Origin of the sequence: Levilactobacillus wangkuiensis (genome assembly GCF_016861605.1) — a bacterium.
Taxonomy (GTDB): domain Bacteria; phylum Bacillota; class Bacilli; order Lactobacillales; family Lactobacillaceae; genus Levilactobacillus; species Levilactobacillus wangkuiensis.
Map to the genome: position 1 here is coordinate 17,094 of NZ_BOLM01000008.1, position 24,714 is coordinate 41,807.

The window sequence follows — 24,714 nt, forward strand, 5'->3', positions numbered from 1 at the left end:
TTAGCCGAAGTTCCCCGACACGTAATCACTGGTCACCTGCACCGACGGATTGGTAAAGATATGGCTCGTGGTGTCGTACTCCAACACCCGTCCCTGATTGAAAAATGCCGTATATTCACTGATCCGCGCGGCCTGTTGCATGTTGTGGGTCACAATGATAATCGTGTAATGCTCCTTGAGTGACAACAACGTGTCTTCCAGTTGCCCGGTCGACACTGGATCCAACGCACTAGCTGGCTCATCCAACAATAGGATGTCTGGCTTGATGGCAATGGCGCGGGCGATACACAACCGCTGCGCCTGACCACCGGAAAGTGCCAGCGCACTCTTGTTCAGGTCGTCTTTGACCTGGTCCCAGAGTGCTGCCTGCTTGAGCGACGTCTCCACGATTTCATCTAACTTATGTTTACCGGTTACCCCCCGGAGTCGTAAAGCAAAAGCGATGTTATCGTAAATTGACTTGGCAAACGGGTTGGGTCGTTGGAAGACCATCCCCACCCGGCGCCGCATCTCATAGACGTCGATACTGGGCTGATTGATATCCACGCCGCGGTACATGATTTTCCCCGTCACCGTGGCGATCCGATCATTCATCCGGTTCAACGACCGCAAGTAGGTCGATTTCCCCGAACCGGAGGGCCCAATCAAGGCCGTGATTTGATTGCTGGCAAACTCCAGGTCGCCTTCAAACAGGGCTTCCTTCTTGCCATAGTACACGTGGAGGTCTTCCGTGGAGAGAATGACGGGATGGTCCGGGTCACTGAGCTTAATCACGTGCCGCTCTTCCATGGCCATCGCATTTTTTACATCGTTATTCACAAACATGGCTTTCCTCCTCTACGCCGACGTCAGGCGCTTATACAAACGTTTGCCCAGGTAACGGGCCGCAAAGTTAAACAGCAGGATGGCAATCACCAAGACGGCCGATGACCCGGATGAAATGGCCTTAGCGTCCGGCATGATACCTTCCGAATTGATTTTCCAAATGTGAACGGCTAGTGTTTCTGCCGGCCGCATGGGGTTCAGTGGACTGGAAATGTTAAACGGATTCCAGTCCGTGAAGTCCAATGCTGGGGCACTCTGGCCCGCCGTGTAGATCAACGCGGCGGCTTCCCCGAAGACCCGGCCGGCACTCAGGATGACCCCGGTCAGGATACTGGGTACCGCGGCGGGTAAGATTACCCGAGTAACGGTCTCCCACCGAGACAGGCCGAGTGCCAGGCCACCTTCCCGTTGCACATCACTGATGGTACGCAGGGAATCTTCAATACTCCGCGTCAGCAACGGTAGGTTAAAGAACGTTAGCGCAAAGGCCCCGGACAAGATGGAAAAACCTAGGTGCAGCTTGACCACAAAGAACAGGAAGCCAAACAACCCAACGACCACGGAAGGCAGCGAACTTAAGATTTCAATCGCCGTTCGAATCGTGGTCGTGACCCAATTATCCTTGGCGTATTCATACAGATAAACGGCCGCGCCCAGGGCAATCGGAAAGGAAATCAGCATGGCGAGGATCAACAGATAAAACGAGTTATACAGTTGAATCCCAACGCCCCCGCCCTTCAGGAACGCCTTCCCCGGTGCGGTCAGGAAGTGCCAGCTTAACTGGGGCACCCCACTGACCAAAATGTAGCCAAGCAGGGCTAACAAAATCAGAACGACCAATCCGGCAATTCCGTAGAGACCGCCAATGGCAATCTTATTTTGCGTTTTGGAATTCATTATTGTAAGCGCCCCTTTCGACCAATCAAACGAATAATTAAGTTAAAGACTAATGACATGAATAACAGAACCAGTGCCAGGGACCACAGCGCATTGTTTTGCAGCGAGCCCATAACGGTGTTGCCGATTCCCGTTGTCAGGACCGACGTCAGTGTGGACGACGGTGAGACCAGGCTGTTGGGCATCAGTGCGGCGTTCCCAATCACCATTTGCACGGCTAAGGCTTCACCGAAGGCCCGCGCCATTCCGAAGACGACCGCGGTCATTAACCCGGGGGTCGCTGCGCGCAGAACCACCTTGTAGATGGTTTGCCACTGCGTTGCTCCCAAGGCCAGGGAAGCCTCCCGGTAGTAACGGGGCACAGCGCGCAAGGCATCGGCACTCATCGACGTCACCGTTGGGAGAATCATCACAAAGAGCACGCAGGTCCCGGAAAGAATCCCGAAACCACTACCGCCAAAGATGGCCCGGGTGGTCGGAACCACCACGGAAAGCCCGATAAACCCATAGACTACGGAAGGAATCCCCACTAGGAGTTCCGTCACAGGTTGGAGAATCTTGGCCCCTTTATTGGGTGAAATTTCATTCATAAAGACCGCCGTGCCAATCGCAAATGGCGTAGCCACGATGGCCGATAAAATGGTAATTAAGAAGGATCCGACAATCATAGGCAACGCCCCAACTTCAGGCTTGCCGTTGGCGCCATTGACCCCGGGGTTCCAGCTCTTGCCGGACAAAAAGTCCCAGAGACTCACGTGGTTACTGGTAAACGTTGCAATCCCTTTGGAGGCCACGAACCCAATGATGGCCACGACGACCGCCACAATCAGCATCAGCGCCGTTAGACTGACCAAGCGCCCCCAAATTTCTAATTTGGCGGCCTTGGAACGACGCTTCAGCTTGGCTTCTAATTGTTCCGTTGTTTTCATGTTAGTTGCCCTCCGTCTGCGTAATCTGCCCGGTTGCATTTCGTTCGACCATCATTTGGTTGGGTGAAAGATAACCCAGTTGGCGGACCAAAGTATTCTGGACCGCTGGCGATTGAACGTACGCAATGAAGGCCTTCGTCAGACCGGTTGGCTGACCCTTCGTGTATAAATGCTCGTAGGACCAAATTTTCCAGCGATTGGTTGTCACGTTGTCCTCCGTTGGCGCCACGTGATTCAAGGACAGGTCCTGAACCGTTTGGTCAACGTAAGAAAAAGCCACGTAACTGATGGCACCGGGCGTCGTGGCGACGATGGACCGGACCATCCCGGAAGAATCCTGTTCCTGTGAGGTCTTGGAACGGTGCTTCTCCAGGCCAAATTGTTCAAAGGTTGCCCGGGTCCCACTACCTTGGGCCCGGTTAATTAAAACGATGGGGAGGTTCGCGCCACCGACCTGACGCCAGTTCGTGACCCGGCCGGTAAAGACCTGAATCAGCTGATGCGTCGATAGGTTCTTGACACCCACCTTTTTATTTACGATAGGGGTAATGCCCACGACAGCTACGCGGTGATCGACTAATTCCTTAGCCCGAATCCCCTTTTGTTCTGCAGCGAAGAGGTCTGAATTTCCAACCTGGACCGCACCCTCTTGAATTTGGCTCAATCCCGTCCCGGTGCCCCCACCCTGAACGTTGATGAACGTCCCCAGGTGTTCGCCCGTATACTGCTCGCCTGCTGCTTCTACTAAGGGTTGAAGGGCCGTTGACCCGACCGCGGTGATGGATTCACCCGCATGGCTGACCTGACGCGTTTGGTAAGCATAAATCCCTAACGCAACCAGAACGACCAAGACCAGGCCCTGCACCCAGCGCTTCTTAGACATACCGTTAACCTCCTAATCGGCTAGGCTTTGCGGCCCGACCATTTCAAAAGCAAGTATACCTAACGAATGTAAATGTCGTGTAGACGTATTGTAAAGGTTATGTAAATATATCCCGTTATGGGTAATTTTTTTGGCTAAGCGGTCACGCCCCACAACTAGCCCATTAGGCGGCGGCCGCGGGGGTACGCCATCCCCACTGACTCTTTCGCCAATCAAGTCACAGCCACCCGCGAGCCCACCCGCCCTGCACAAAAAAGGTGTCCGGAAAATTAATTCCAGGCACCCACGTCATTCGTCTATTCTTTTTCAGCCAACGGGAACGTCAATGTCACCTTAGTCCCGACGTCTGGCGTGCTTTGTAAATCAATCTTGCCGTTCAGCGATTCGACCAGCTCCCGGACAATGGCGAGACCGAGGCCACTCCCACTGACCAACTGATTGGAATGGGACACGTCGGCCCGGTAGAAGCGCTCGAAAACCCGGAGCTGGTCCTGCGGGGCAATTCCAATCCCGGTATCCGCAATCGTCAACGCCCACGAGTGCCCTAAGATTCGGGTCGAGAGCGTCACAGACCCCTGCGGCCGATTGTATTTAATAGCGTTGCTCAACACATTTTTCAGCACCTGATCAAACTTACGCTGGTCGGTGACGGCCATTAAGTCTGTCGGTACCTGATTGATCAGCGTCACCGCATTAACTGCCGCCAAGGGCGTTAACAATGCCACCTGACTCGCAATCATCTGCCCCACGGGGACCTCGGTCACCTCAACGGCATTACCCGATTCGATGTGCGAAATGGTTAAAACATCATTGATTAATTCCACCAAGCGTTCGCTCTGTTGGTCAATAATTTTTAAGAACTCAACCGATTTTTCCGGATCATCCTTGGCTCCCGCTAACAGCGTTTTAGCAAAGCCTGAGATAGCCGTGACCGGTGTCTTCAGCTCATGGGACGCGTTGGACACAAAGTCCATCTGCATCTGCTCAACCGCATACACCTCGGTCACATCGTACAGCAGGACCAACACTTGAAAATAGTCCTGCGACGTCGCCGTATAAATGGCCCGGGCATCTACGGTCCGCTCGTTAACCACGCCTGGCAACTTCAAAGTCCGATGCTGGGTCTCGCGGTCACTCAACGCCGAGTTAATCAGACTGGCCAACTCAAACTGCCGAATATCTTGGGTGAAGGGATGCCGCCGCGGTGAGATGCGGTGCTGGAGAAACTGTTCCATCGCGGGATTGGCCAGCTCGACCTTGCGATAGCGGTCAATCACCATCACGCCGATGGGCAGGTAGTCCAGCAGGGTGGCAAACTCTTGGTTTTGTCCCGCCATCTGCCGCCGGGCCTTACGTTGCTGCGTTTGCAGATAGTTAATCTGTAAGGCCAGCTGATAAAATGGGTCGTGCGGCGATAATAACACGTGGGCCGGGGCCTCCTCATGACGGATACCCTCGACCTTCTTCGTCAGAATCGTAATTCGCTGTTCAGCCCAGTGGTATAGGTAGCCAGCGACCACCGTTTCCAGCAAGGCCAACGACCAGGCTACCAACGTGGCTAACGCAAAATGAGGGGCGCGCACCACGCTCACCAGTAACGTATTGGCCGCACCCAAGCCGAGAAAGACCACCAGCAATTGCCGGATCATGGCTGGACCTCAAAAGTATACCCAAAGCCCCGAACCGTCTTCAACAGCGTCGGATGCTTAGGGTCCCGCTCAATTTTTTCTCGCAGATGGGATACGTGGATGTCGACCATCCGCGTCTGCCCACTATAATCAAACCCCCAGACGCCTTCCAGTAATTGCTCACGACTCCAGACCTTGCCGGGACGCTTGGCAAAGAACAGGAGCAGTTCAAATTCCTTAGGGGTCAGCTCAATCGGCTGGTCGCCCCGCTTCACCTGAAACTTATCTTGATCAATGGTCAGGTCCCCGACCTGTAGCCGGTGGGCTGCCTTGCTAGGCGCCTTTTCCTGCGGTTCATCCTCATGGTATCGCCGCATGACAGCCTTCATCCGCGCAATGACCTCCCGGGGACTAAACGGTTTGGTGATATAATCATCCGCCCCTAATTCCAAGCCAAAGACCGTATCAAATTCACCTGTCTTGGCCGTCACCATAATGATGGGTGTCTGAATCTTCTCTTGGCGGAGGCGTTTGGTCACCTCAACACCATCCAATTTAGGCAACATTAAATCCAGTAAAATCACATCAAATTTTTCGTGTAGGGCTAAATTCAACGCCTGTTCGCCATCAATTGCTGTGACCACTTGAAAATCTGCTTGTTCCAAGTTGTACTGCAACAGCGTCACAATGGCGGGTTCATCATCGACGACTAGGACTCGACTCATAGGTTACCCCTCCTGATCTCTGAATAAAACGATCCCAATTTCGTGCGGTGCGCCGGAATAAATGGCCGTTTCGGTCATCTTCAACTCGCCATTCATGTCCCGCACGCGTAAGTGACAGTACGCAGGATTGGCCAGCAGCGCCTCATAAAAACTCGTTTCACTATTGATGGGACGATGGTTGCATTCCAAAATAATATCGCCAGCAGCCAGATCCATTTTCACGGCTGGTGTTCGTGGCCGGATAGCCAGTACCCGGACGCCGTCGTCCACCTGAGAATACCAGAATTGTTGGTGTTCGTCATAGCGTTTAGCCCGCCATAGGATAACAGCATAACCAACTAACAGGACGATTAATAGGAATGGCGAATCTTGTGGCCGAAACGTTGTCCAACCCACAAAAGCCGCGGCGGCCACACCTAACCACACGAATTGCTTCGCTAGACGGCGGTAGACCAGCTGCGGGGCCTGCCGAAAGATGGTAAAACGTAGGCCTAGCAATAATGGCAAAACTAAAATTGCAAAACTCTGTCCTTGAATGTGAAAGACCGGCCAAAAGGCCCACTGACTGGTAAACCAGTCCCCAGGAACCAGCGTCACCATGGGGATGACGAGCAATTCACGCCAGGGGTAGCCAGCGATGCGCTTCCCCCGTTGTTTCGCATAAATCTTAGGACTTGTGAATCGGCCACCATAATGGGCAACCCAGTGGCCCAGCAAAAGGAAGAACATGACGGCGAGCCACAGATAGTTGGCTCCCGCTACAGGACCAAAGCTGAGACCGGCAGCCGATAAATCGGGCTTGATCGGTATGTAATTACTGCCCCACCAGGTGATTAACGTGCTCACCACAATTAGGGTCAGTGGTAAAACAGTGGTTGGCAAAATGATCAACGTGATAAACGCCAACACTTCATAAACAATAATCCACATAATGGGTAGACTGAACCCAATCAAGAAGTTAACCAGGGAGAGCCCTAACCCCAGTAAAATCCCCTGCGTCAACAAGTGACGCAACTCAAAGTGATCGCCGTAAACGGCGCTCCCAAAGTCATGACGCTCGGACTTGATCCGCGCGCGACTAGCCAGCCAGACCCGCAGAACGGCCAGCCAAACTAGCGGCTGCAGCAAATAACTGCCGCAAGCAATAAATGTCCGCATGAAATCGACACCTTTCCTGAAAAAATAGCTGTCCTCAGTATAGCATGAAACAAAAACGGGCAACACGACATTCGTGTTACCCGCGCAATCATTATTTTTGTGAATCAGTCAACGACCCGTCCATGCCCGCTGGCAGTTTCATCAGGTCACTTGCCGTAGCGGTTACCAGACGGTGATTGTTAGTTTCACTAACGTTTAAGCACGCTGACCGACCGCTTAGTCTGGATTCTTCTGGCTCAGTTGCCATTGCAGATAGGCGTCGATGAACGGATCCAGGTCACCATCCATGACAGCCTGGCCGTTCCCCGTTTCATAGTCCGTCCGGTGATCCTTGACCATCGTGTACGGATGGAACACGTATGACCGAATTTGAGAGCCCCAGCCAATGTCCATCTGGTCACCCTCAAGCTTGGCCTTTTCCTCGGCCTTCTTCTGTTCTTCGCGTTCATACAACTTGGCCCGCAACATCCCCAAAGCCGTCTGCCGGTTTTGCAGTTGTGACCGTTGCGCCTGACTCTGCGTCACGATACCGGTTGGCAAGTGGGTGATTCGTACGGCCGAAGACGTCTTGTTAACGTGTTGGCCCCCAGCACCCGACGCCCGGTAAACATCCACCTTCAAGTCAGCCGGATTAATTTCAACGTCGACCGAGTCATCCAGTTCTGGTAAAACATCCACGGAAGCAAACGACGTGTGCCGCCGCCCAGCCGAATCGAATGGGGAAATCCGAACTAGCCGGTGCACGCCCTTCTCGGACCGGAGATAGCCATACGCATTGTGCCCGGCAATCAGTAACGTTGCGCTGCTTAAGCCTGCAACATCCCCTGGTTGATAATCCAAAATGGTGACCTTAAAATCATGCTGCTCGGCCCAGCGCGTGTACATCCGCATCAACATGTCCCCCCAGTCCTGGGATTCAGTGCCCCCAGCCCCGGGATGGATTTCTAAAATCGCATTGTTGCGGTCATACTTCTGGTTGAGCAACATGTTCAGGCTGTACTGCTGTAGTGCTTGCTTAGCCTTGGCAAAGTCCGCCTCAAACTCCGCCTGCATGTCGGCATCGGGTTCTTCCTGTAATAACTCCAGGGCAACCTCGAGGTCATCGACTTGGTCGGAAAGGTTTTGGTATTCCTCGACCTTTTTCTTCATTTCATTGGTTTCGTCAATTAATTTTTGCGCGGTTTGGGCATTATCCCAAAAATCCGGTTGGGCCATCTGGCCTTCGTTAACACTGATGCTTTCGTTCAAGGCATCAAAGTCAAAGCGACCCCCTAAAGCCGGTTAGTTGTTCACGCATGGCGGTAATTTCACGTTTTGCATCGCTTAATTCCATGTTGGTTGGCTCCTTTTTAGTTATTCTATTTGTTTCAGGTTAAATGTTGTCGCCTCCGGGCTGGTGAAAAATGAGCCGTGACGCTGTGGGCGCCCGTCTGGAGCCAAAGAGCGGTCTCCAGACTTACTTTGAGCCTCACAATCCGAGGCTCAAAGATAGCAATTGTCTAAGCAGACCAGCTGCTAAGGCAATTCCCACGGCTGAGCTCATTTTCACCAGCCCTGCGGCTAACACTAGTTTAACCCATAACCAAGACTGCTACTAGTATGACACACTTATCAGTCATGTGCCGCCAATAACTCTGTCTTAACCTTATTCGTGACTAAGACTGTCTTGTCCTCGCCACTACTTAGCATTTTTTGAAGTTAAAAATAAAACGAGGTCGGAATTGCTTCCGCCTCGTTCGTTCCCGTTTAACGGGTAATATTTTGTCTAATTTCAGACTTCATGAACAGGCGCGTGGCGTCGTAGTCAATGTCGGAAATCATTTCGCCGAACATCCGGAACCCATCTTGTTGGTATTCAACCAATGGGTTCAACTGACCATAGCCCCGTAATCCAATGGATTGACGTAATTGGTCCATGGCGTCGATGTGGTCGGTCCAGTGAGAGTCAACACAACGTAACAACACAACCTTTTCGAATTCCAGCATTTGTGCTGGGTCGTAGAGTTGCTTTTGCTTGTCAGCGTAAACCTCTTCCGCCAAGCCCATGAAGAAGGCCTTGATCTCATCAGCGGTCTTGCCCTTCAAATCATCCAGGCTGATCTTATCTGGTGAAACCATTGCGGAAATCCCGAAGTCCAGTAAGGTATCCAAATCCCAGTCGGATTGGTCGCCTTGCGTATGCAGGTTAACCACGCGTTCAACGGTCCGTTCGATCATTGGCATCAAGACCCACTTCAATGAGGAGTCTTGGTTAATGACCTGGTTCCGTTCGCCGTAGATAACGTCCCGTTGTTGACGCATAACGTCATCATATTGCAGAACGTTCTTCCGGGAATCGTAGTTGTTCCCTTCAACCCGCTTTTGAGCGGATTCTACCTGCTTGGTGATCATCCGGCTACGGATAACAGCGTCTTCGCCATCAACATTCATCCGTTCAAGGAAGGCCTTGACCCGGTCAGAACCGAACCGCCGCATCAAATCATCTTCCAAAGACAGGTAGAACTGGGTCATACCAGGGTCACCTTGACGACCGGAACGCCCACGAAGTTGGTTATCGATCCGCCGTGATTCGTGACGTTCAGTCCCGATAACGGCTAACCCACCAATTTCAACGACGCCGGGTCCCAATTTAATATCGGTCCCCCGCCCAGCCATGTTGGTGGCAATGGTAACGGCACCCTTTTGACCAGCGTTTTGAATGATATCGGCTTCCTTAGCATGGTTCTTGGCGTTCAAGACCACGTGCGGGATGTTTTCACTATCCAAACGTTGGGACAGGTATTCAGAAGTTTCCACGGCAACGGTCCCGATTAACATGGGTTGACCCTTTTCGTGTAACGTCTTGATTTCCTTAACCACGGCGTCAAACTTGGATTCCAAGGTTGGGTACAACAGGTCAGGTTCATCGACCCGGACAACCGGTTTGTTGGTTGGCACGGTGATAACTTCCATGTTGTAAATTTCCCGGAATTCTTCGGCTTCGGTCTTGGCAGTACCGGTCATCCCGGAAAGCTTCTTGTACATCCGGAACAAGTTTTGGTACGTGATGTTGGCCATCGTCTTAGTTTCTTCTTGAATCTCGACGCCTTCCTTGGCTTCAATGGCTTGGTGCAGGCCGTCAGAGTAACGACGACCGTCCATAACCCGCCCAGTAAAGGAATCAACGATTAAGACTTCACCGTCTTGAACCACGTAGTCTTTATCACGAAGCATGATAAAGTTGGCCCGCAAGGCTTGGTCCATATGGTGGGTCAAGGCCGTGTTATCGGTGTCATACAAGTTCTTCAAGTTGAAGTACTTTTCGGCCTTTTCAATCCCAGTATCGGTCAAAGCAACCGTCTTGGATTCGAGGTCAATCTTAAAGTCGTCTTTTTCATGTAAGGTCTTCGCAAAGCGATCAACCCGTTGGTAAAGCGCACTCGTCCCTTCGGACTGACCAGAAATGATCAGTGGCGTCCGGGCTTCATCAATTAAGATGGAGTCAACTTCATCGACAATCGCAAAGTTCAATGGTCGTTGAACCATATCTTCTTTGTAAACAACCATGTTATCACGCAGGTAATCGAAACCGATTTCCCCGTTGGTTGAGTAAGTGATGTCGGCGTTGTAGGCTTCCCGCTTTTCTTCTGGTGACTTTTCAGCTGAGTTCAACCCAACCGTTAAGCCCATCCAGGTGTACAGTTCACCCATTTCAGTGGCGTCACGTGCAGACAGGTATTCGTTAACCGTTACAACGTGAACCCCTTTACCGGCAATAGCGTTCAGATAGACGGGCATTGTGGCGGTCAAGGTTTTCCCTTCACCAGTCTTCATTTCGGAAATATTCCCTTCATGAAGCACAATTCCCCCCATGATCTGCACGTGGAAAGGATAGAGGCCGAGAACCCGCTTGGCACCTTCACGGATAGCCGCAAAAGCCTCAGGCAGTAAATCGTCCAACGTTTCGCCGTCTTGATAACGCTGTTTAAATTCCGGCGTTTTTGCCTTCAGATCATCGTCTGAAAGTTGTGCGTACTCGTCGGCGTAAGCACCAACTTCGTCCGCTAATTTACTGAGGCGTCGTAAAGTCCGGCGATCACTTTCGACCCATCGTTTCAAAATATTTGCCATGTGAGAATTCCCTTCAGTACATTTAGTAAGTCTATTTAAAGTTACCCATTTGTTTACAATAAATCAACCTACATTTTACCACTATCCGGACCAAGATGAAACAAATCTCCATACTGGCGGCTTGGTGAAGCGGTTTCTTTGGCTTGGCACCAACCTAAAATAGGGTTAACAAAATTAGTTTAACAATTAATCTATTGCGATATTCAAGGGGGTCACAGACTTCCAGCGTGCATCGCGGTCTCCCCGACACACTGATTCGAGTCTTAAGTATAACAGTTCTGCGTTAAGTCTGCGTTGCGTGGAAGTTAAATTGTGATTTCAGCGGCCAAACTGATTGGTAATTTGTGCTGGTTGAATTGATTGGGACGGTGTGTCACGAGTTCACCCGGCAGAAACTTATTCCGCAAGGCAGCTAGTTCCGCTTAACAACGTAACGGGAGTGTCCCAGGCTCTGGGTGAGTTCTTAGATTCTATTTTGTTTTAGACCCTTGGACTAGGAACAGTCCTGGACCTGGCAGTCTCTGAAACGTGTTACGCGAGCCAGGTCCCTGCGCTTAACCCCGACTAAGCAATGACCCTAGACTGGACATTCATTTCAGCTTGCTTTAAATCGTTTCACTGGTTCTACACGGAACATTCCCGATTCTGGCGGCCTCTGAAACGTGCTACACGAGCCAGGTCCCTGCGCTTAGAAAGTAAAAGAACTCCTGCCCGGCGCTGCCGGACAGAAGCTCTTTTACTCCCTAATGCTCAGGACCTAAGCGGCTCGCTCCGCACTCTTATATAAAAAAAGCGCCGCAAGAACTCGCAGCGCTTCGGAAACTAAATTTACTTAATCTTGGTCATCGGCCTCAATCAAGCCATACCGACCGTCGTTACGACGGTAGACGATGCTGATACCATTAGTTTCAGCGTCTTCGTAGATAAAGAAGTCATGGCCTAACATGTCCATTTGCAGAACGGCCTCTTCATTATCCATTGGCTTCAATGAAACCCGCTTGGTGCGGACAACTTCTAATTCGTTACTGTCAGCCGGTTTTTCACTGTCAGTGTCCGGTGAGAAGTCGAGATTCTTGTAACCCTTTTCCCGGGACTTACGGTTGACCTTGGTCTTGTACTTACGAATTTGACGTTCCAGCTTGTCCGTTACCAGGTCAACACTTGCATATAAGTCCGGAGAGGTTTCCTCTGCCCGTAATGTCAAGTATGGGAGTGGGATTGTTACTTCAACCTTCGCTGTCTTGTTTTGGTAGACCTTCAGGTTGACATGCGCAATTGCCTCAACGTTGTTGTCGAAATATTTCTCCAACTTGCTGATACGCTTTTCAACGTAATCCCGTATTGCGTCAGTAACTTCGATGTTTTCACCACGAATATTAAATGTGAGCATAAAACTTCTCTCCCTTCAGCCAAGAATTCCTTGGCTTGCTCAGCATTAGAAGGACCACTCTTCTAATATGCTTTGCTTACACTTATTATAATAGAAAGCCCTACCAGAAACAATTAATCTAATCATTTTTACCTACCCCTTAACGTGCTAAAGTCAGGCTAGTAACCGCTTTCGCCCCTCCCAAATAAATTTGGTCAGCGGCGTGACGCAGGGTCCGCCCCGTCGTGTACACATCATCTAAGAGTAAAACGCGTTGTCCGTGGAGAATCTGACTGGCGTTGGGTGCCAGGGTAAATGGCTGGGGTGTCCGCAACCGGTCGGCCCTAGCCTTGGCCGATTGCGGCCGTTCCTTGTGCGTTGCTCGAACCAACAGGGCCTGCTGGAAAGGCTGGTTTCGCAGCCAGCCGGTCACCTGATTGAACCCCCGCGTCCGCCAGGTTGTCTGATCCACCGGAATCGGCACCAACACATCATAGGTCTCCCGCTGCAGGGCCGCCGCCAGTGGGGCCTGCATCAGGACTCGCAATGCGTAATCCCCCTGAAATTTATATTGCTGCATGTAGGCCTTCATCGCCACATCATACACGTAAACGGCATGGTTGGTCAGTGGACGCCCTGACCAGCGCTGACAATCCAGGCAAACAGTCTCATCGATTTGCTGCCGACCGCATGCCGGACAATGCTGACTCGTAATCGCCGCAAACCGGTGTTGACACGTGTCACAGACGGTGGCCTGCGCAATCGGTGCGAACCGCCAAATTTGGGCTAACGTCAGCGTCGCTTGCAGCTGGCGGCCGCACCAGACACAGGCGCTCATGGCCGCCCACCCTGGCGTCTGCCCTGGAGATTGAGGTGAGCGATCATCCCCCGCGCCAACCGCACCCGTTTGGTATGACTATGGCAGTAACAGGTGACCTGCCCACTGGGAAAGTCCGCACTTCGGCCAACTCGTCCGGCAATCTGGACCAGGGCGGCCGTCGAAAAGACCGGGTCATCTCCGCCCAAAATCACCACGGCAATATTGGGAAAGGTGACCCCCCGTTCCAAAATCGTGGTCGTGATCAAGAAGGGAATCGTCTCGTCGCGCATCGCCTGGACCTTGGTCGGCCGGTCCGGGTCCGCCGCATGGACGGTCACCCCGCCCTGAATCCCAGCCAGTTGCAGGGCCTGACTGATCACCGGCAGATCCACCACGTGCGGCACAAACAATAGGAACCGCTGATGCTTGGCCAAATAGCCCCGTAACTGGTGAATCAACGCGCTCGGCAGGCGATTGCGTAAAAGTCCCTCCCGCCACCGCCACGCTAACCGGAGATCAATCTGTGGCAACAAATGGCCGTGATAGCGCAATGGCACGTAGGTCACCGCTAACTGATGCCGACGAACCTGTTGCTGCAGGTCGTTGCCGGGCGTTGCGGTCAATAACAGATGACACCCCTGCGGCTTCTGGGCATTGGCAATGGCCCGTTGGAGCATTGGACTGGTCGCCAGTGGAAAGGCATCCACCTCGTCCACGACAATCAGGTCAAAGGCGGCCTTGAAGCGTAATAGTTGATGCGTGGTACAGATGGTCAGCGGACAATAAGCATACGGGTCGGCCTGACCACCGTATAACAAGGCCTGCGCGACCCCGCCAAATGCCTGACGCAACCGTGGGGCAAGTTCCAAGCACACGTCCACTCGTGGCGAGGTCCAGGCGACCCGCCAGCCTTGGGCCAATGCCCAGGCCAGCGCCGGATAGACGATTTCCGTCTTCCCCGCCCCGGTGACCGCCCACAGTAGGTGGTCCGTTCGTGTTTTCACGTGCCGTAACACAGCCTGTGCCGCCACGTCTTGTTGCGCACTCAACTGCCCTGTCCAAGTCAATCCCCCCGATTTGACGCGCGCAAACCGGTTGGGCTCCGGAATAGTGTATAATTCATGTTGCGAGGTCAATCGGCCTAGCTGCAGGCACTGGCGACAATACCAGTCGCCGTTGGCCAACCGGTCCGTGACCGCTAACCACTGCCCACAGCGCTGACACTGCCGCCGTTCACCCACGGTTCTTAACGCCCGTTGCCCCACCGCTCCATTTGCGGGTGCTCCTCGCAACGGTAACTGGCGGCCAAAAAAGTCTTCATCATTTTGCACGGCTACTCCTCCTTACGGTGACTCTACTAGTTAACTCCGTAAAAGAAGGCCGATTATTTTTTTGAAAGGTGCTTTTTTAAAATGGAAACAGATTATTTAACCATCCAAGCGAGCGGCAACCATGAGCTCGAAATTAAAAAATCGCGGTTCATCGCCGATCTCGGCCGGGTCACCACGGAGGATGACGCCAAGGCCTTTTTGGCGGACGTGACGGCTCGTGAAGCAAAGGCCACTCACCATTGCTGGGCCTACTTGATTGGCGAGCACGACGAAATCCAACGGGAAAGCGATAACGGCGAGCCCTCCGGAACCGCGGGCGTGCCCATTCTGACCGTCCTGCAACGCAATCATCTGCACAACGTGATTGCCGTGGTCACCCGGTACTTTGGCGGCATCAAATTGGGCGCTGGTGGCTTGATTCGCGCTTACAGCAACGCCACCTCGACCGGTATCGAAGCGGTTGGCGTGGTCAAATTGGTCCGCCAACAGGAACTGACCCTCACCGTCGACTACCCCAACTACGACCGGCTCAACCACTACCTCACCGAAAACGCCATCAGCATCCTGGCCACCAACTATACGGACCAGGTCGCCGTCACGATTGCGGTCGATTTGGCTGCCGTCGCTGACACCCAGGCCGCCATCACTAACCTGTTGAGCGACCGACTGACGGTTGTCGTGGGTGACATCGCCTACAACGAAGTCCCAGTGGAAATCAACGCCAGCAGTCGCGACACCACGGATTAATTCTTCTACTAATACATTGGTAAACGAAAAGGTGTGCCGTCAGAATTTTCTGGCGACACACCTTTTTTGGTTAAACATCTGATTGATTCCTACTCGTCAGAATTTTTCGACGTAAGTTTTTGAACCACACGGTTGATCCAGTGCAGCAAGGGCTGTCGATTCGAACCGACCAGGCCAATGGCCTCCACGAAGAGTTCCAGTCCAATCAGGATGGCCACCGTCAGCAGGACGGACCCCCAGATGGTGGACAACGGGTAAAGTAAGGAAATAAAGGAAAAAATCAACGCGATTCCGTAGATAACCAGCACCGTTTGCCGGTGGGTTAAGCCCAACTGCATCAAGCGGTGATGCAAGTGATGCTTATCCGCATGCGAAATGGGCTGCCGATTTAAGATCCGGCGAATCATGGCGTACACGGTATCCGTGATGGGCACCCCGAGAATGATCACGGGGATGATCACGGAAATAAACGTCACATTCTTTAACCCATATAGGGAGAAACAGGCAATCATGAACCCAATAAACTGGGCGCCGGTATCCCCTAAATAAATCCGGGCTGGGAAAAAGTTATACGGTAAGAACCCAACCATGGCCGCCACCAACGCGAAAATCATGATGGCAACCCAGGTGTTGGCCACGTTTAAGAAGAACAAACCGGTAATCCCGGTAGTCGTCAACGCAATGATTGAGACCCCGGTCGCCAATCCATCCAGCCCATCGATCAGGTTGATGGCATTCACGATGGCCACAATCCACAGCAACGTGATTGGCAGGGCTAACCAGCCAAAGTGCCAGACGCCCACGAAGGGTAAGGTCAGGTAACGCATCCGCACGCCGGCCACGAAATAAACTTCTAGGGCCGCCAGCAGTTGTCCTAAAATCTTTTGCTTGGGGGAAAGCTCGAAGACATCATCGATCATGCCCTCAGCAACAATAATACATTCACCACCGAACAACCCCCACAGCTGCTGCGTTGGCATTTGGTCACGTAACAAAAACATGGTTGAAAATGTAAACGCAATGAAGATGGCTAGGCCACCCAGGGTCGGCATGGGAACTTTGTTGACCCGGCGTTGATTCGGTTTATCCACCGCACCAATTTGAAACGCAAAGCGGCGTACAAACGGGGTTAGGACCGCGGAGATAATCATGGTAGCAAATAAGCTAACAATAATCTCAAATTTCATTAAAGTGTCCTCTTTCTTTCATTCAACTCTTTTGCTAATTATACAAATCTATGAAATTAAACACAACCGCCTTTTCAGACTCATCAGAGAAAAATAAGCTTTGTTCAGCCAACTAACACAATTCACAAAGTACCCCACTCCGGGTTTGTGAATTAAAAATTAATTCATAAAGTTTGTGTAAGCGTTTCCTTTCTATCCACTTGGGCGATTTCGTGCACAAGTGTACAGACGAAAGCCTAAAATTCACAGATTTTTCTTGTGCAAATCAGGCAAAAGCCATATAATAGGTTTGTGTCATTGAGAAAGGTTTCACATTTCATTTGTGTCCAAGCTATTTATCCTATTTCCTTGTGAAACCTTTCCAGTCGTCCGTCACTTTGGTTTGTATTTTGAAAGGAGATTTTTCTATTGGCTGCTAATGATAAAGCAACAAAGACAGAAACGGCTAAAGAAGAACAAGCTTCACCCATCTTAATTCAAATGGGGATCTTCGCCGCTATCCTGTTTGTTTCCAGCCTAATTTCCCCACTGTTCCCAGCAACGTTCCCAGTTCCAACGCCTGTTATCGGTTTGGTAATCCTTTACATCTTATTGGCTTCCCACATCGTTAAGTTACGTAACGTTGAAAAATTTGGGGACTTCATGATCAGTTTGATTGCCTTCTTGTTCGTTCCTTCAGGTATCCAATTGGCTGCTAGCCTGGACATCTTAAAGGCACAAGGGGTTCAACTGGTTGTCGTTATCTTAATTGCAACGATTGTCCTGCTGGTTGTTGTGGCTTACACGACCGCCGGATTCATCTGGCTTCGGAAGAACGTCTTCCATCGTGACGTTAACGTCGAAGAATAAATTCGTCGACTGCTACTACTTTCACTAGAAAAGGATGAAAATTTATGATGACTTTAACTGCAACTGCCCATATGGCAGCTTGGGGCAAATGGCTCGGTGACGCGTTAGGAACTAACGCCGCTGGTGCTTCTGCCGGTAACGCTTTATTTGGTATTTTTCTATCATTAGTTGTTTACTTATTCGGTCAATGGTTATTCAAGATCGGTAAAGGTTTCTTCTTATTCCAACCTCTGTTCGTTGGGATGGTCTTAGGGATCTTCATTCTGTTCCTGTTTGCTAAGGCATTCGGAACGGACACGGCTACTTTCTACAAGTCAGCCTACTTACCAGGTGGTAACATTATCTTCTGGTTCTTGAACCCAGCTACTATCGCCTTCGCTATTCCTCTGTACCGTCGGAATGACGTTGTTAAGAAGTTCTGGTTGGAAATCGTGCTTTCCCTGATCGTTGGGTTAGTTATTTCCTTGTTCGTTATCTACTACGTATCAAAGCTTATCGGTTTGGACAACGTTGGTATTGCTTCAATGATGCCACAAGCTGCCACGACCGCCATCGCGATGCCTATTGCCGGTGCTATCGGTGGTAACACTGCCGTTACTGCCATGGCCTGCATCCTCAACGCCGTTATCATTTACGCCTTGGGTGACTGGCTCGTTAAGTTCTTCCATGTTAACAGCGACCCAATTGGTGCCGGACTTGGTTTAGGTACTGCCGGACACACGGTTGGCTCTGCTAAGGCCTTACAACTTGGTTCTATCCAAGGGTCTATGGCATCCATCGCCGTTGTTGTTATCTCTATCGTTGTTGATATCGTTGTTCCACCATTTGCTTCTATGATGGGCTTAATCTAAGCTAACTTAAACTAGCTTGCTATAAACACCGAATCCACTTGGGTTCGGTGTTTTTTTGCGCTCTTTTGTCTTAGGTTTGGTTTTGGGTCAAGGGACTTAGGTCAAACCCGTCAATCACTTGCAATTGGCCGCCTGCGGCTTCCAGGACTACGCCTGCTGTGGGGCCGGTTTCCGCCTGGGGTGCGGGCTCCCACCTCAACTTTGAGCCCTGCTAAGCTCATGCAGGTCTCAAAGATTGTCCCATTCTGTAAGCCGGCCCAAGAACGCCGACTAACAGAATCGACACAGCCGTCTCCGTCCTGGCTTCCTCCGGCTCTTGATTGTGCGTTGCTTGATGTGTTCGCTTAGCCCGTTTGGCCCAAGACCTTGAACCCGGGCCCAAACGCAAGCTCAACCGCCACGTCGTCTGTTGAGCAGCCAAGAGCAACTCTTTTAGCTACTCTTACTTCCCCACCTCGTTAGCAAGTTTTGTTAAAAAGCGTCCGCTAACATGAACTGCTTCACACAACCCGCAATTTGCCCGTCTAGATATCATTCTCCACGACTTTACTGGTGAGTTGGTAAACTTACCCATGAACGGCTAAAGTCTCTAATAGTGCCGAATATCACTGAAATTCAGTAGTCCTAAATTGCCTACTAACTGACGTCCCGGCTCATGGATGATCCTACCGCCAAATTGATTAGTTGGAAAATCGTTCACCTGTTCTAAATTGCGCACAAAAGGCGCTCCCCCGACAACCGTGTAAACGGCTGCTTAAGGAACGCCTTTTCTGGTGAAACTACTCTTTTAAGTGATAGTTATAAGTTGAAACGATGATATTTTCCCGTGAGTTCAGGATAGTCCGTAAGCGTAACGCCGTTTGGTTATGCAGAACATTTTGCCACGGGTGCCGCGGAACGAACTGCGGTACCAGGACCGTGGTCGTAAAGTTCCGTTCAGCCGCCCGTTTGGCAATCACGTCACAGAACCGCAACGTTGGCGTGGCAATGGAGCGGTAAGACGAATGGATATCCACGAACCGGATATCTGGGAACTCCTCTTTGAACTCCTGAGCCGTCTTGTGTTCCTTCTCTGGATTTTCATCGAAGGACACGTGCATCGCAATCACGTAGTCCCCAATGGACCGCGCGTAGTTGATGGCGCCGGACGTCACCCGGGTAATGTTGCTGACCAGCACGATAACGGTTGCCCCGTCATACTCGTGGATGTCAGCCCGTTCCTTTTCCGCAACTCGCAACTGTTTCGCGACGTTATGGTAATGACCATTAATCCGATAAAACAGTAACAGAATCAATGGCATAATGATCAGGTATGGCCAAACATTGCCAAAACGCAGCAGCAGTAAGACGGTGACCAGTCCCAGTGAGATTAAGGCCCCTAACAAGTTAATCAGCGCCTTACCAACCCACCAGCCTTCACGTGTTCTGAACCAGTGAATGATCATCCCAGACTGTGACAGGACAAATGGCACGAAAACCCCAATTGCATAGAGGGGAATCAGCAGCGTCGTTTGACCATGGAAAATCAGGATCAGGACAATGGCCCCAACGGCTAACGAGATAATCCCGTTGGAATACCCTAATCGGTCCCCCCGGTCGAGGTACGCGTGTGGCAGGAATTTATCCTTGGCTAAGTTGTAGGCCAAGATTGGAAAGGCCGAGAACCCAGTGTTCGCAGCCACGGCTAAAATCATGGCCGTTGACAGTTGGAAAATATAATACAGCACACCGTGACCGAAGACCGCCGTCCCAATTTGAGACAGCACGGTCTGGCTGCTCTGTGGCCGAATCCCCATGTAGTAACTCAGGAACGTAATCCCAGCGAAGAAGATGGCCAGGATACCCGCCATAATGGCCAACGTTGCCGCTGCATTATGCCGTTTCGGCTCCTTGAAGTTTGGCACCGCGTTACTAATGGCTTCGACCCCCGTCAATGAAGATGACCCGGACGAGAACGCCCGCAGGAACAGCAACAGCGTCATACCCTTTACGGGATCGCCAAATGGGGTTGCCGCAGCGTGATACGTGATATTTCCACTCATGATGTTGTAGAAGCCAACACCAATCATCACGATGATCATCCCAATGAACAGGTAGACCGGAATCGTCAGAAAGGCCGCCGACTCCTTCATGCCCCGTAAGTTCAAAAGCATAATCCCAATAACGATTAAGACTGATACCAATACGGAATACGGATACAGCGCTGGAATCGCCGAGGTAATCGCCTCGGTCCCAGAAGTCGTTGAAACCGCCACGGTCAGCATATAATCAACCAGCAAGGAACCCCCAGCGACTAACCCGGCCGATTGGCCCCAGTTGGTGCTAGCAACCACGTACGCGCCACCCCCGGAAGGATACGCGTGAATGATCTGCTGGTAAGAAAGCGTGATCGCAAATAACAGAACTAAGACCAGGGCAGCAACCCACAATTGATACATCAAAGCGGCTGCTGATAAGGTAATCAGAACTGTCGTAATTTGCTCAGTACCATAAGCCACGGAAGATAACGCATCAGACGAGAGTAAGGCTAACGCTTTAAACTTGGTTAACGCCTGACCGCCTTCGTCCATGGTCTTGAGGGGTTTACCAATTAAAACCCGCTTTAAATAACGCCACATGACTATTTACTCCTTATCTCCATAAATAATGAAAACGGGTCTATGCCCGTTAATAAGTGCTTTTCAGATTGAATCCGAATGTGTGGTAAGTCTACTACAACTAGCTCCACATTACCACAATTCTAGCAGTTAGCAACACCAGAATTTCTCAACGAACTTATCCATTATCCGGCAAAGGCTCAGAGAAATAAAGACTTTCTTTTTACTTTGTTTTGTTGCTACCCCCTAATCCCTGATATACCGACTCTTTTTCCCCTGAAATTTGGGTCAAATCACCCTAACAAACCGGCATTTGCGCAGAAAAAAACGAGAAGATCGCAATCTTCTCGTTTTTGTGATAATCATTTTAATGAAGCAGTCGCTTACATCATGCCGCCCATTCCTGGGTTAGCAGCTGGTGCAGCTGGTGCTGGATTGTCTTCTGGCTTTTCAGCAACAACGGCTTCAGTCGTCAACAACAGAGCTGAGACAGAGGCAGCGTTTTGCAGAGCAGAACGGGTAACCTTGGTAGGGTCAGTGATACCGGCCTTAACCATGTCTTCGTAAGTGTTGTCAGCAGCGTTGTAACCAACACCAGGCTTTTCGCTCTTCAAATGTTCAACAACGACAGAGCCTTCGACCCCAGCGTTTTGCGCGATTTGACGAACGGGTTCTTCCAAGGCACGCAGTACAATGTTCACACCGGTCTGTTCGTCGCCTTCGGCTTCAACCTTAGCAACGTCCTTGATGACGTTGATCAAGGCAGTCCCACCACCAGCAACGAAACCTTCTTCAACGGCCGCACGGGTAGCGTTCAAGGCATCTTCGATCCGGTACTTACGTTCTTTCAATTCAGTTTCCGTAGCGGCACCGACACGAACGACGGCAACCCCACCGGATAACTTAGCCAAACGTTCCTTCAGCTTGTCGCGGTCAAAGTCAGAAGTCGTATCGTCGATCTGACCCTTGATTTCAGCAACCCGAGCAGCGATTTGGTCCTTAGCACCAGCACCTTCAACGATGGTGGTGTCATCCTTCGTCACGTTAACCTTTTGGGCTTGACCTAATTGATCGATGGTCGTGTCCTTCAAGTTCAGGCCTAAGTCATCGGTAATCACAGTCCCACCAGTTAAGGTCGCGATATCAGCTAATTGGGCCTTACGACGGTCACCAAAACCAGGTGCCTTAACAGCAACCACGTTGAAGGTCCCACGCATCTTGTTCAATACCAAGGTTGGCAAAGCTTCACCGGTGATGTCATCAGCGATGATCAAGAGTGAACGGCTTTGTTCAACGACGGATTGTAACAATGGCAAGATGTCTTGAATGTTGGCAATCTTCTTGTCAGTAATCAAGATGTAAGGATTGTCGAGGTTTGCTTCCATCTTATCGTTGTCGGTAACCATGTATTGTGACATGTACCCACGATCGAATTGCATCCCTTCAACAACGTCCAAGCTGGTATCAACCCCACGGGATTCTTCAATAGTGATGACCCCGTCGTTACCAACCTTTTCCATGGCGTCAGCAATCAACTTACCCGTTTCCTTGCTGGCAGATGAAATGGAAGCGATTTGGGCGATATCGTCCTTGGTCTTCACGTCGATGGACATCTTGTGTAAAGCGTCCACAGCGGCGTCAGTAGCCTTTTCGATTCCGCGACGGATACCAACTGGGTTGGCACCGGCAGTGACGTTCTTCATCCCTTCGTTAACGATGGCTTGCGTTAAGACAGTGGCCGTCGTGGTCCCATCACCAGCGATATCGTTGGTCTTGGAAGCAACTTCGGAAACTAACTTCGCACCCATGTTTTCAAAGTGATCGTCTAATTCAATTGCCTTAGCAATCGTGACACCATCATTCGTGATGGTTGGGTTGCCGTAGCTTTGTTCCAAAACGACGTTACGACCCTTAGGCCCTAAGGTGGTCTTGACCGTATCAGCTAACTTATCAACACCAGCAAGCATCTTGCTGCGCGCATCTTCAGAGAACTTTAATTCTTTAGCCATTTTTTACATTCACCTCATACTAAATTTTTTAAATAGTTGCACGTATTAGTGGGAAAGCAATTAGTCGACGACAGCGACTAAATCCTTTTCGTGTAAAACAAGGTAAGTCTTGTCTTCGTACTTAACTTCCGTACCGGCATACTTATCAAACAATACCTTGTCGCCAACCTTAACAGCTGGGGCTACCTTATCGCCATTGTCTAACACACGGCCATCGCTGACAGCAACGACATTGGCCGTTGAAGGCTTTTCCTGAGCATTACTTGCTAAAACAATGCCACCAACCGTAGTTTCTTCTTCTTGTGGTTGATCCAAAATGACGCGGTCTCCTAATGGTTTTAACACTTGAATCCCTCCAATAAACTTACTTTTTAGCACTGTTAGCACTTGACTAACATAAGTGCTAATCACAATATCTAATATATGGTTTTTCCTCGTAAAAATCAAGGAATTTGGCAAACAATTTCTCGAGTGCTAATTGGTCAGTCCACTGATGCCTTGTGGGCCTAAGGATGACCGCACATTGTATGAATTTATTCATGGTCAAAGGCCGGTAGCTTCTCGTTGGCAGCGCATCCAGACGCGTGAAATTCTGCCGAGGCGTCATAGCTGCCCATCTGGCGCCAGTGGGAGGCATTCGGCCTAACTTGGCGCTGCCTAATTCAAGGTGACTTCATCATTACTGGCCCGACTCGTTGTCCCATATAATAGCGAATTCCTGACAAATTGCTATTAATTTAACAGGTCCCGCTACCACCTTTGCTTGGCAAGTCTACAGGTTTCGCGTGACTACTACCTAAGTACCGATTTTTACACTAGCAGGCGAGGATGCCCCGGGAGCGGCTTAATAACTAAGCCACCAATCAGCCGGTCATCGACACAGTTAACGCGGTTGTTTTTAAATACACAATCACAAAGTCGTCAATGTGAAGGCTTTTTCCGCAAATTTCGACAAATTTAGCCAAGAGCTTTCACAATGCCAACAAAAAAGTCGCAACCTACGAATAGGTTGCGACTCCCTGATTATTCTTTGTTGTAGTGTTCCAAGAAGTAGATCAACGTTTGCAGTTCGTTGGTCAAATCCACGTTTTGTACGCGGACATCCTTAGGCACCGTGACCCGCAGTGGCGTGAAGTTCAAGATTCCCTTCACCCCGCCGGCAACGGCATCATCCGTCACGGATTGGGCAACATCAGCTGGGACCGTCAAGATGGCCACTTGAATCTGTTGTTCTTCCAACTGTGTCCGCAGGTCTGACATTGGGTAGATTGGCACGCCACTTTGAATCGTGTTGGCAATATCTGCGTTCACGTCAAAGGCGGCACTGATCCGCACGTTTCCGTCCTGATGGAAGTTGAAATTCAAGAGCGCATGGCCCAAGTTCCCAACCCCAATTAAGGCGACGTTCGTCAGTCGGTCTTGGTTCAAAATTTTCTTAAAGAACTTAATTAAGCTCTCAACATCGTAACCGTATCCCCGCTTACCGAGGGCACCGAAGTACGAGAAGTCACGACGAATGGTAGCAGAGTCAACCTTAACGGCTTCTGACAATTCTGTCGAAGAAACACGCGTTTTGTCTGCATCTAACAAAATGTTTAAGTAACGATAGTAAATGGGTAACCGCTTTGCTGTAGCGCGGGGAATCTTTTGTTCAGTCAAAAAACGAGACCTCCTAATCAATATTACGAGTTACCACCAATTGGCGATAACACTTTCTCTAAATGGCATTATGATTGTGAAATTGACTTTCTTACAAATTATAGCATAACCACCGGCCTTGTGAAAGAATTTGCAAATAT

20 protein-coding genes are annotated in these 24,714 nt (G+C 50.6%); 3 read left to right on the forward strand and 17 right to left on the reverse strand.

The genetic code is table 11. From position 1 onward, the window contains the following. From pstB to JUF13_RS07610, 12 genes are all read right to left on the reverse strand, one after another. Nucleotides 1-795: a phosphate ABC transporter ATP-binding protein PstB gene (gene pstB / locus JUF13_RS07555; RefSeq protein WP_203639044.1), complete on the reverse strand. Its 795-nt coding sequence runs from the start codon at nt 793-795 to the stop codon at nt 1-3. Between the two features lie 42 nt (nt 796-837). Further along, nucleotides 838-1,722 (reverse strand): phosphate ABC transporter permease PstA, encoded by an 885-nt coding sequence (gene pstA, locus JUF13_RS07560; RefSeq protein ID WP_203638928.1) that lies wholly within the window; start codon nt 1,720-1,722, stop codon nt 838-840. After that, nucleotides 1,722-2,651, reverse strand: a complete 930-nt coding sequence (pstC, locus tag JUF13_RS07565) for a phosphate ABC transporter permease subunit PstC (RefSeq protein WP_125765530.1) — start codon at nt 2,649-2,651, stop codon at nt 1,722-1,724. The genes pstA and pstC overlap by 1 nt, the downstream gene beginning before the upstream one ends. A 1-nt stretch (nt 2,652) precedes the next feature. Beyond that, the gene (locus JUF13_RS07570; RefSeq protein WP_203638930.1) at nt 2,653-3,534 is read right to left on the reverse strand and encodes a phosphate ABC transporter substrate-binding protein; all 882 of its coding nucleotides are present in this window, start codon (nt 3,532-3,534) and stop codon (nt 2,653-2,655) included. A 296-nt stretch (nt 3,535-3,830) separates the two neighbouring features. Beyond that, the gene (locus tag JUF13_RS07575; protein ID WP_125765528.1) at nt 3,831-5,183 is read right to left on the reverse strand and encodes a sensor histidine kinase; all 1,353 of its coding nucleotides are present in this window, start codon (nt 5,181-5,183) and stop codon (nt 3,831-3,833) included. After that, nucleotides 5,180-5,887: a response regulator gene (locus tag JUF13_RS07580; RefSeq protein ID WP_125765527.1), complete on the reverse strand. Its 708-nt coding sequence runs from the start codon at nt 5,885-5,887 to the stop codon at nt 5,180-5,182. The genes JUF13_RS07575 and JUF13_RS07580 overlap by 4 nt, the downstream gene beginning before the upstream one ends. A 3-nt stretch (nt 5,888-5,890) precedes the next feature. Next, nucleotides 5,891-7,045 carry a PDZ domain-containing protein gene (locus JUF13_RS07585; protein ID WP_203638932.1) on the reverse strand — a complete coding sequence of 385 codons (1,155 nt, stop codon included), beginning with the start codon at nt 7,043-7,045 and terminating at the stop codon, nt 5,891-5,893. Between the two features lie 216 nt (nt 7,046-7,261). Further along, nucleotides 7,262-8,378, reverse strand: a protein-coding gene (gene prfB / locus JUF13_RS07590) for a peptide chain release factor 2 (RefSeq protein WP_203638934.1) whose coding sequence is annotated in 2 segments (ribosomal slippage) — nt 7,262-8,305 and nt 8,307-8,378 — 1,116 coding nt in all. Because the reading frame shifts where the segments join, the coding sequence is not laid out codon by codon here. Between the two features lie 413 nt (nt 8,379-8,791). Continuing rightward, nucleotides 8,792-11,155, reverse strand: coding sequence for a preprotein translocase subunit SecA (gene secA / locus JUF13_RS07595; RefSeq protein WP_203638936.1), 2,364 nt, complete (start codon nt 11,153-11,155; stop codon nt 8,792-8,794). An 832-nt stretch (nt 11,156-11,987) separates the two neighbouring features. Then, nucleotides 11,988-12,545 carry a ribosome hibernation-promoting factor, HPF/YfiA family gene (gene hpf, locus JUF13_RS07600; protein WP_125765721.1) on the reverse strand — a complete coding sequence of 186 codons (558 nt, stop codon included), beginning with the start codon at nt 12,543-12,545 and terminating at the stop codon, nt 11,988-11,990. Between the two features lie 139 nt (nt 12,546-12,684). After that, nucleotides 12,685-13,362 (reverse strand): ComF family protein, encoded by a 678-nt coding sequence (locus tag JUF13_RS07605; protein ID WP_203638937.1) that lies wholly within the window; start codon nt 13,360-13,362, stop codon nt 12,685-12,687. Continuing rightward, nucleotides 13,359-14,675: an ATP-dependent helicase ComFA gene (locus JUF13_RS07610; RefSeq protein WP_203638938.1), complete on the reverse strand. Its 1,317-nt coding sequence runs from the start codon at nt 14,673-14,675 to the stop codon at nt 13,359-13,361. The genes JUF13_RS07605 and JUF13_RS07610 overlap by 4 nt, the downstream gene beginning before the upstream one ends. 81 nt (nt 14,676-14,756) lie before the next feature. On the opposite strand from JUF13_RS07610, the gene JUF13_RS07615 reads away from it, so the two are divergent. After that, nucleotides 14,757-15,422, forward strand: a complete 666-nt coding sequence (locus JUF13_RS07615) for a YigZ family protein (RefSeq protein WP_203638939.1) — start codon at nt 14,757-14,759, stop codon at nt 15,420-15,422. Nucleotides 15,423-15,511: 89 nt separating this feature from the next. On the opposite strand, the gene JUF13_RS07620 is transcribed toward JUF13_RS07615, so the two are convergent. Next, nucleotides 15,512-16,609, reverse strand: coding sequence for a glycosyltransferase family 4 protein (locus JUF13_RS07620; RefSeq protein WP_125765717.1), 1,098 nt, complete (start codon nt 16,607-16,609; stop codon nt 15,512-15,514). Nucleotides 16,610-17,089: 480 nt separating this feature from the next. Here JUF13_RS07620 and JUF13_RS07625 point away from each other — a divergent pair, with 480 nt between their 5' ends. Continuing rightward, nucleotides 17,090-17,458: a CidA/LrgA family protein gene (locus JUF13_RS07625; protein WP_125765725.1), complete on the forward strand. Its 369-nt coding sequence runs from the start codon at nt 17,090-17,092 to the stop codon at nt 17,456-17,458. Nucleotides 17,459-17,502: 44 nt separating this feature from the next. Then, a complete protein-coding gene (locus JUF13_RS07630; RefSeq protein WP_203638940.1) occupies nt 17,503-18,309 on the forward strand; it encodes an LrgB family protein in 807 nt (268 codons plus the stop codon). A gap of 779 nt (nt 18,310-19,088) precedes the next feature. Here JUF13_RS07630 and kimA read toward each other — a convergent pair. From kimA to JUF13_RS07650, 4 genes are all read right to left on the reverse strand, one after another. Continuing rightward, entirely contained in the window at nt 19,089-20,927 is a 1,839-nt protein-coding gene (gene kimA, locus JUF13_RS07635) for a potassium transporter KimA (protein WP_203638941.1), read from the reverse strand. Nucleotides 20,928-21,289: 362 nt separating this feature from the next. Continuing rightward, nucleotides 21,290-22,915: a chaperonin GroEL gene (groL, locus tag JUF13_RS07640; RefSeq protein WP_203638942.1), complete on the reverse strand. Its 1,626-nt coding sequence runs from the start codon at nt 22,913-22,915 to the stop codon at nt 21,290-21,292. 60 nt (nt 22,916-22,975) lie between these two features. After that, nucleotides 22,976-23,260: a co-chaperone GroES gene (gene groES / locus JUF13_RS07645; RefSeq protein WP_125765712.1), complete on the reverse strand. Its 285-nt coding sequence runs from the start codon at nt 23,258-23,260 to the stop codon at nt 22,976-22,978. Between the two features lie 678 nt (nt 23,261-23,938). Next, nucleotides 23,939-24,574 (reverse strand): redox-sensing transcriptional repressor Rex, encoded by a 636-nt coding sequence (locus JUF13_RS07650; RefSeq protein ID WP_203638944.1) that lies wholly within the window; start codon nt 24,572-24,574, stop codon nt 23,939-23,941. Between the last annotated feature and the right edge of the window lie 140 nt (nt 24,575-24,714).

What these genes read in the sequence shown, in the direction of transcription:
- pstB (WP_203639044.1), bottom strand. Translation starts at nt 795, where the DNA reads ATGGCCATGGAAGAGCGGCACGTGATTAAGCTCAGTGACCCGGACCAT.
- pstA (WP_203638928.1), bottom strand. Translation starts at nt 1,722, where the DNA reads ATGAATTCCAAAACGCAAAATAAGATTGCCATTGGCGGTCTCTACGGA.
- pstC (WP_125765530.1), bottom strand. Translation starts at nt 2,651, where the DNA reads ATGAAAACAACGGAACAATTAGAAGCCAAGCTGAAGCGTCGTTCCAAG.
- JUF13_RS07570 (WP_203638930.1), bottom strand. Translation starts at nt 3,534, where the DNA reads ATGTCTAAGAAGCGCTGGGTGCAGGGCCTGGTCTTGGTCGTTCTGGTT.
- JUF13_RS07575 (WP_125765528.1), bottom strand. Translation starts at nt 5,183, where the DNA reads ATGATCCGGCAATTGCTGGTGGTCTTTCTCGGCTTGGGTGCGGCCAAT.
- JUF13_RS07580 (WP_125765527.1), bottom strand. Translation starts at nt 5,887, where the DNA reads ATGAGTCGAGTCCTAGTCGTCGATGATGAACCCGCCATTGTGACGCTG.
- JUF13_RS07585 (WP_203638932.1), bottom strand. Translation starts at nt 7,045, where the DNA reads ATGCGGACATTTATTGCTTGCGGCAGTTATTTGCTGCAGCCGCTAGTT.
- secA (WP_203638936.1), bottom strand. Translation starts at nt 11,155, where the DNA reads ATGGCAAATATTTTGAAACGATGGGTCGAAAGTGATCGCCGGACTTTA.
- hpf (WP_125765721.1), bottom strand. Translation starts at nt 12,545, where the DNA reads ATGCTCACATTTAATATTCGTGGTGAAAACATCGAAGTTACTGACGCA.
- JUF13_RS07605 (WP_203638937.1), bottom strand. Translation starts at nt 13,362, where the DNA reads ATGAGCGCCTGTGTCTGGTGCGGCCGCCAGCTGCAAGCGACGCTGACG.
- JUF13_RS07615 (WP_203638939.1), top strand. Translation starts at nt 14,757, where the DNA reads ATGGAAACAGATTATTTAACCATCCAAGCGAGCGGCAACCATGAGCTC.
- JUF13_RS07620 (WP_125765717.1), bottom strand. Translation starts at nt 16,609, where the DNA reads ATGAAATTTGAGATTATTGTTAGCTTATTTGCTACCATGATTATCTCC.
- JUF13_RS07625 (WP_125765725.1), top strand. Translation starts at nt 17,090, where the DNA reads ATGGGGATCTTCGCCGCTATCCTGTTTGTTTCCAGCCTAATTTCCCCA.
- JUF13_RS07630 (WP_203638940.1), top strand. Translation starts at nt 17,503, where the DNA reads ATGATGACTTTAACTGCAACTGCCCATATGGCAGCTTGGGGCAAATGG.
- kimA (WP_203638941.1), bottom strand. Translation starts at nt 20,927, where the DNA reads ATGTGGCGTTATTTAAAGCGGGTTTTAATTGGTAAACCCCTCAAGACC.
- groL (WP_203638942.1), bottom strand. Translation starts at nt 22,915, where the DNA reads ATGGCTAAAGAATTAAAGTTCTCTGAAGATGCGCGCAGCAAGATGCTT.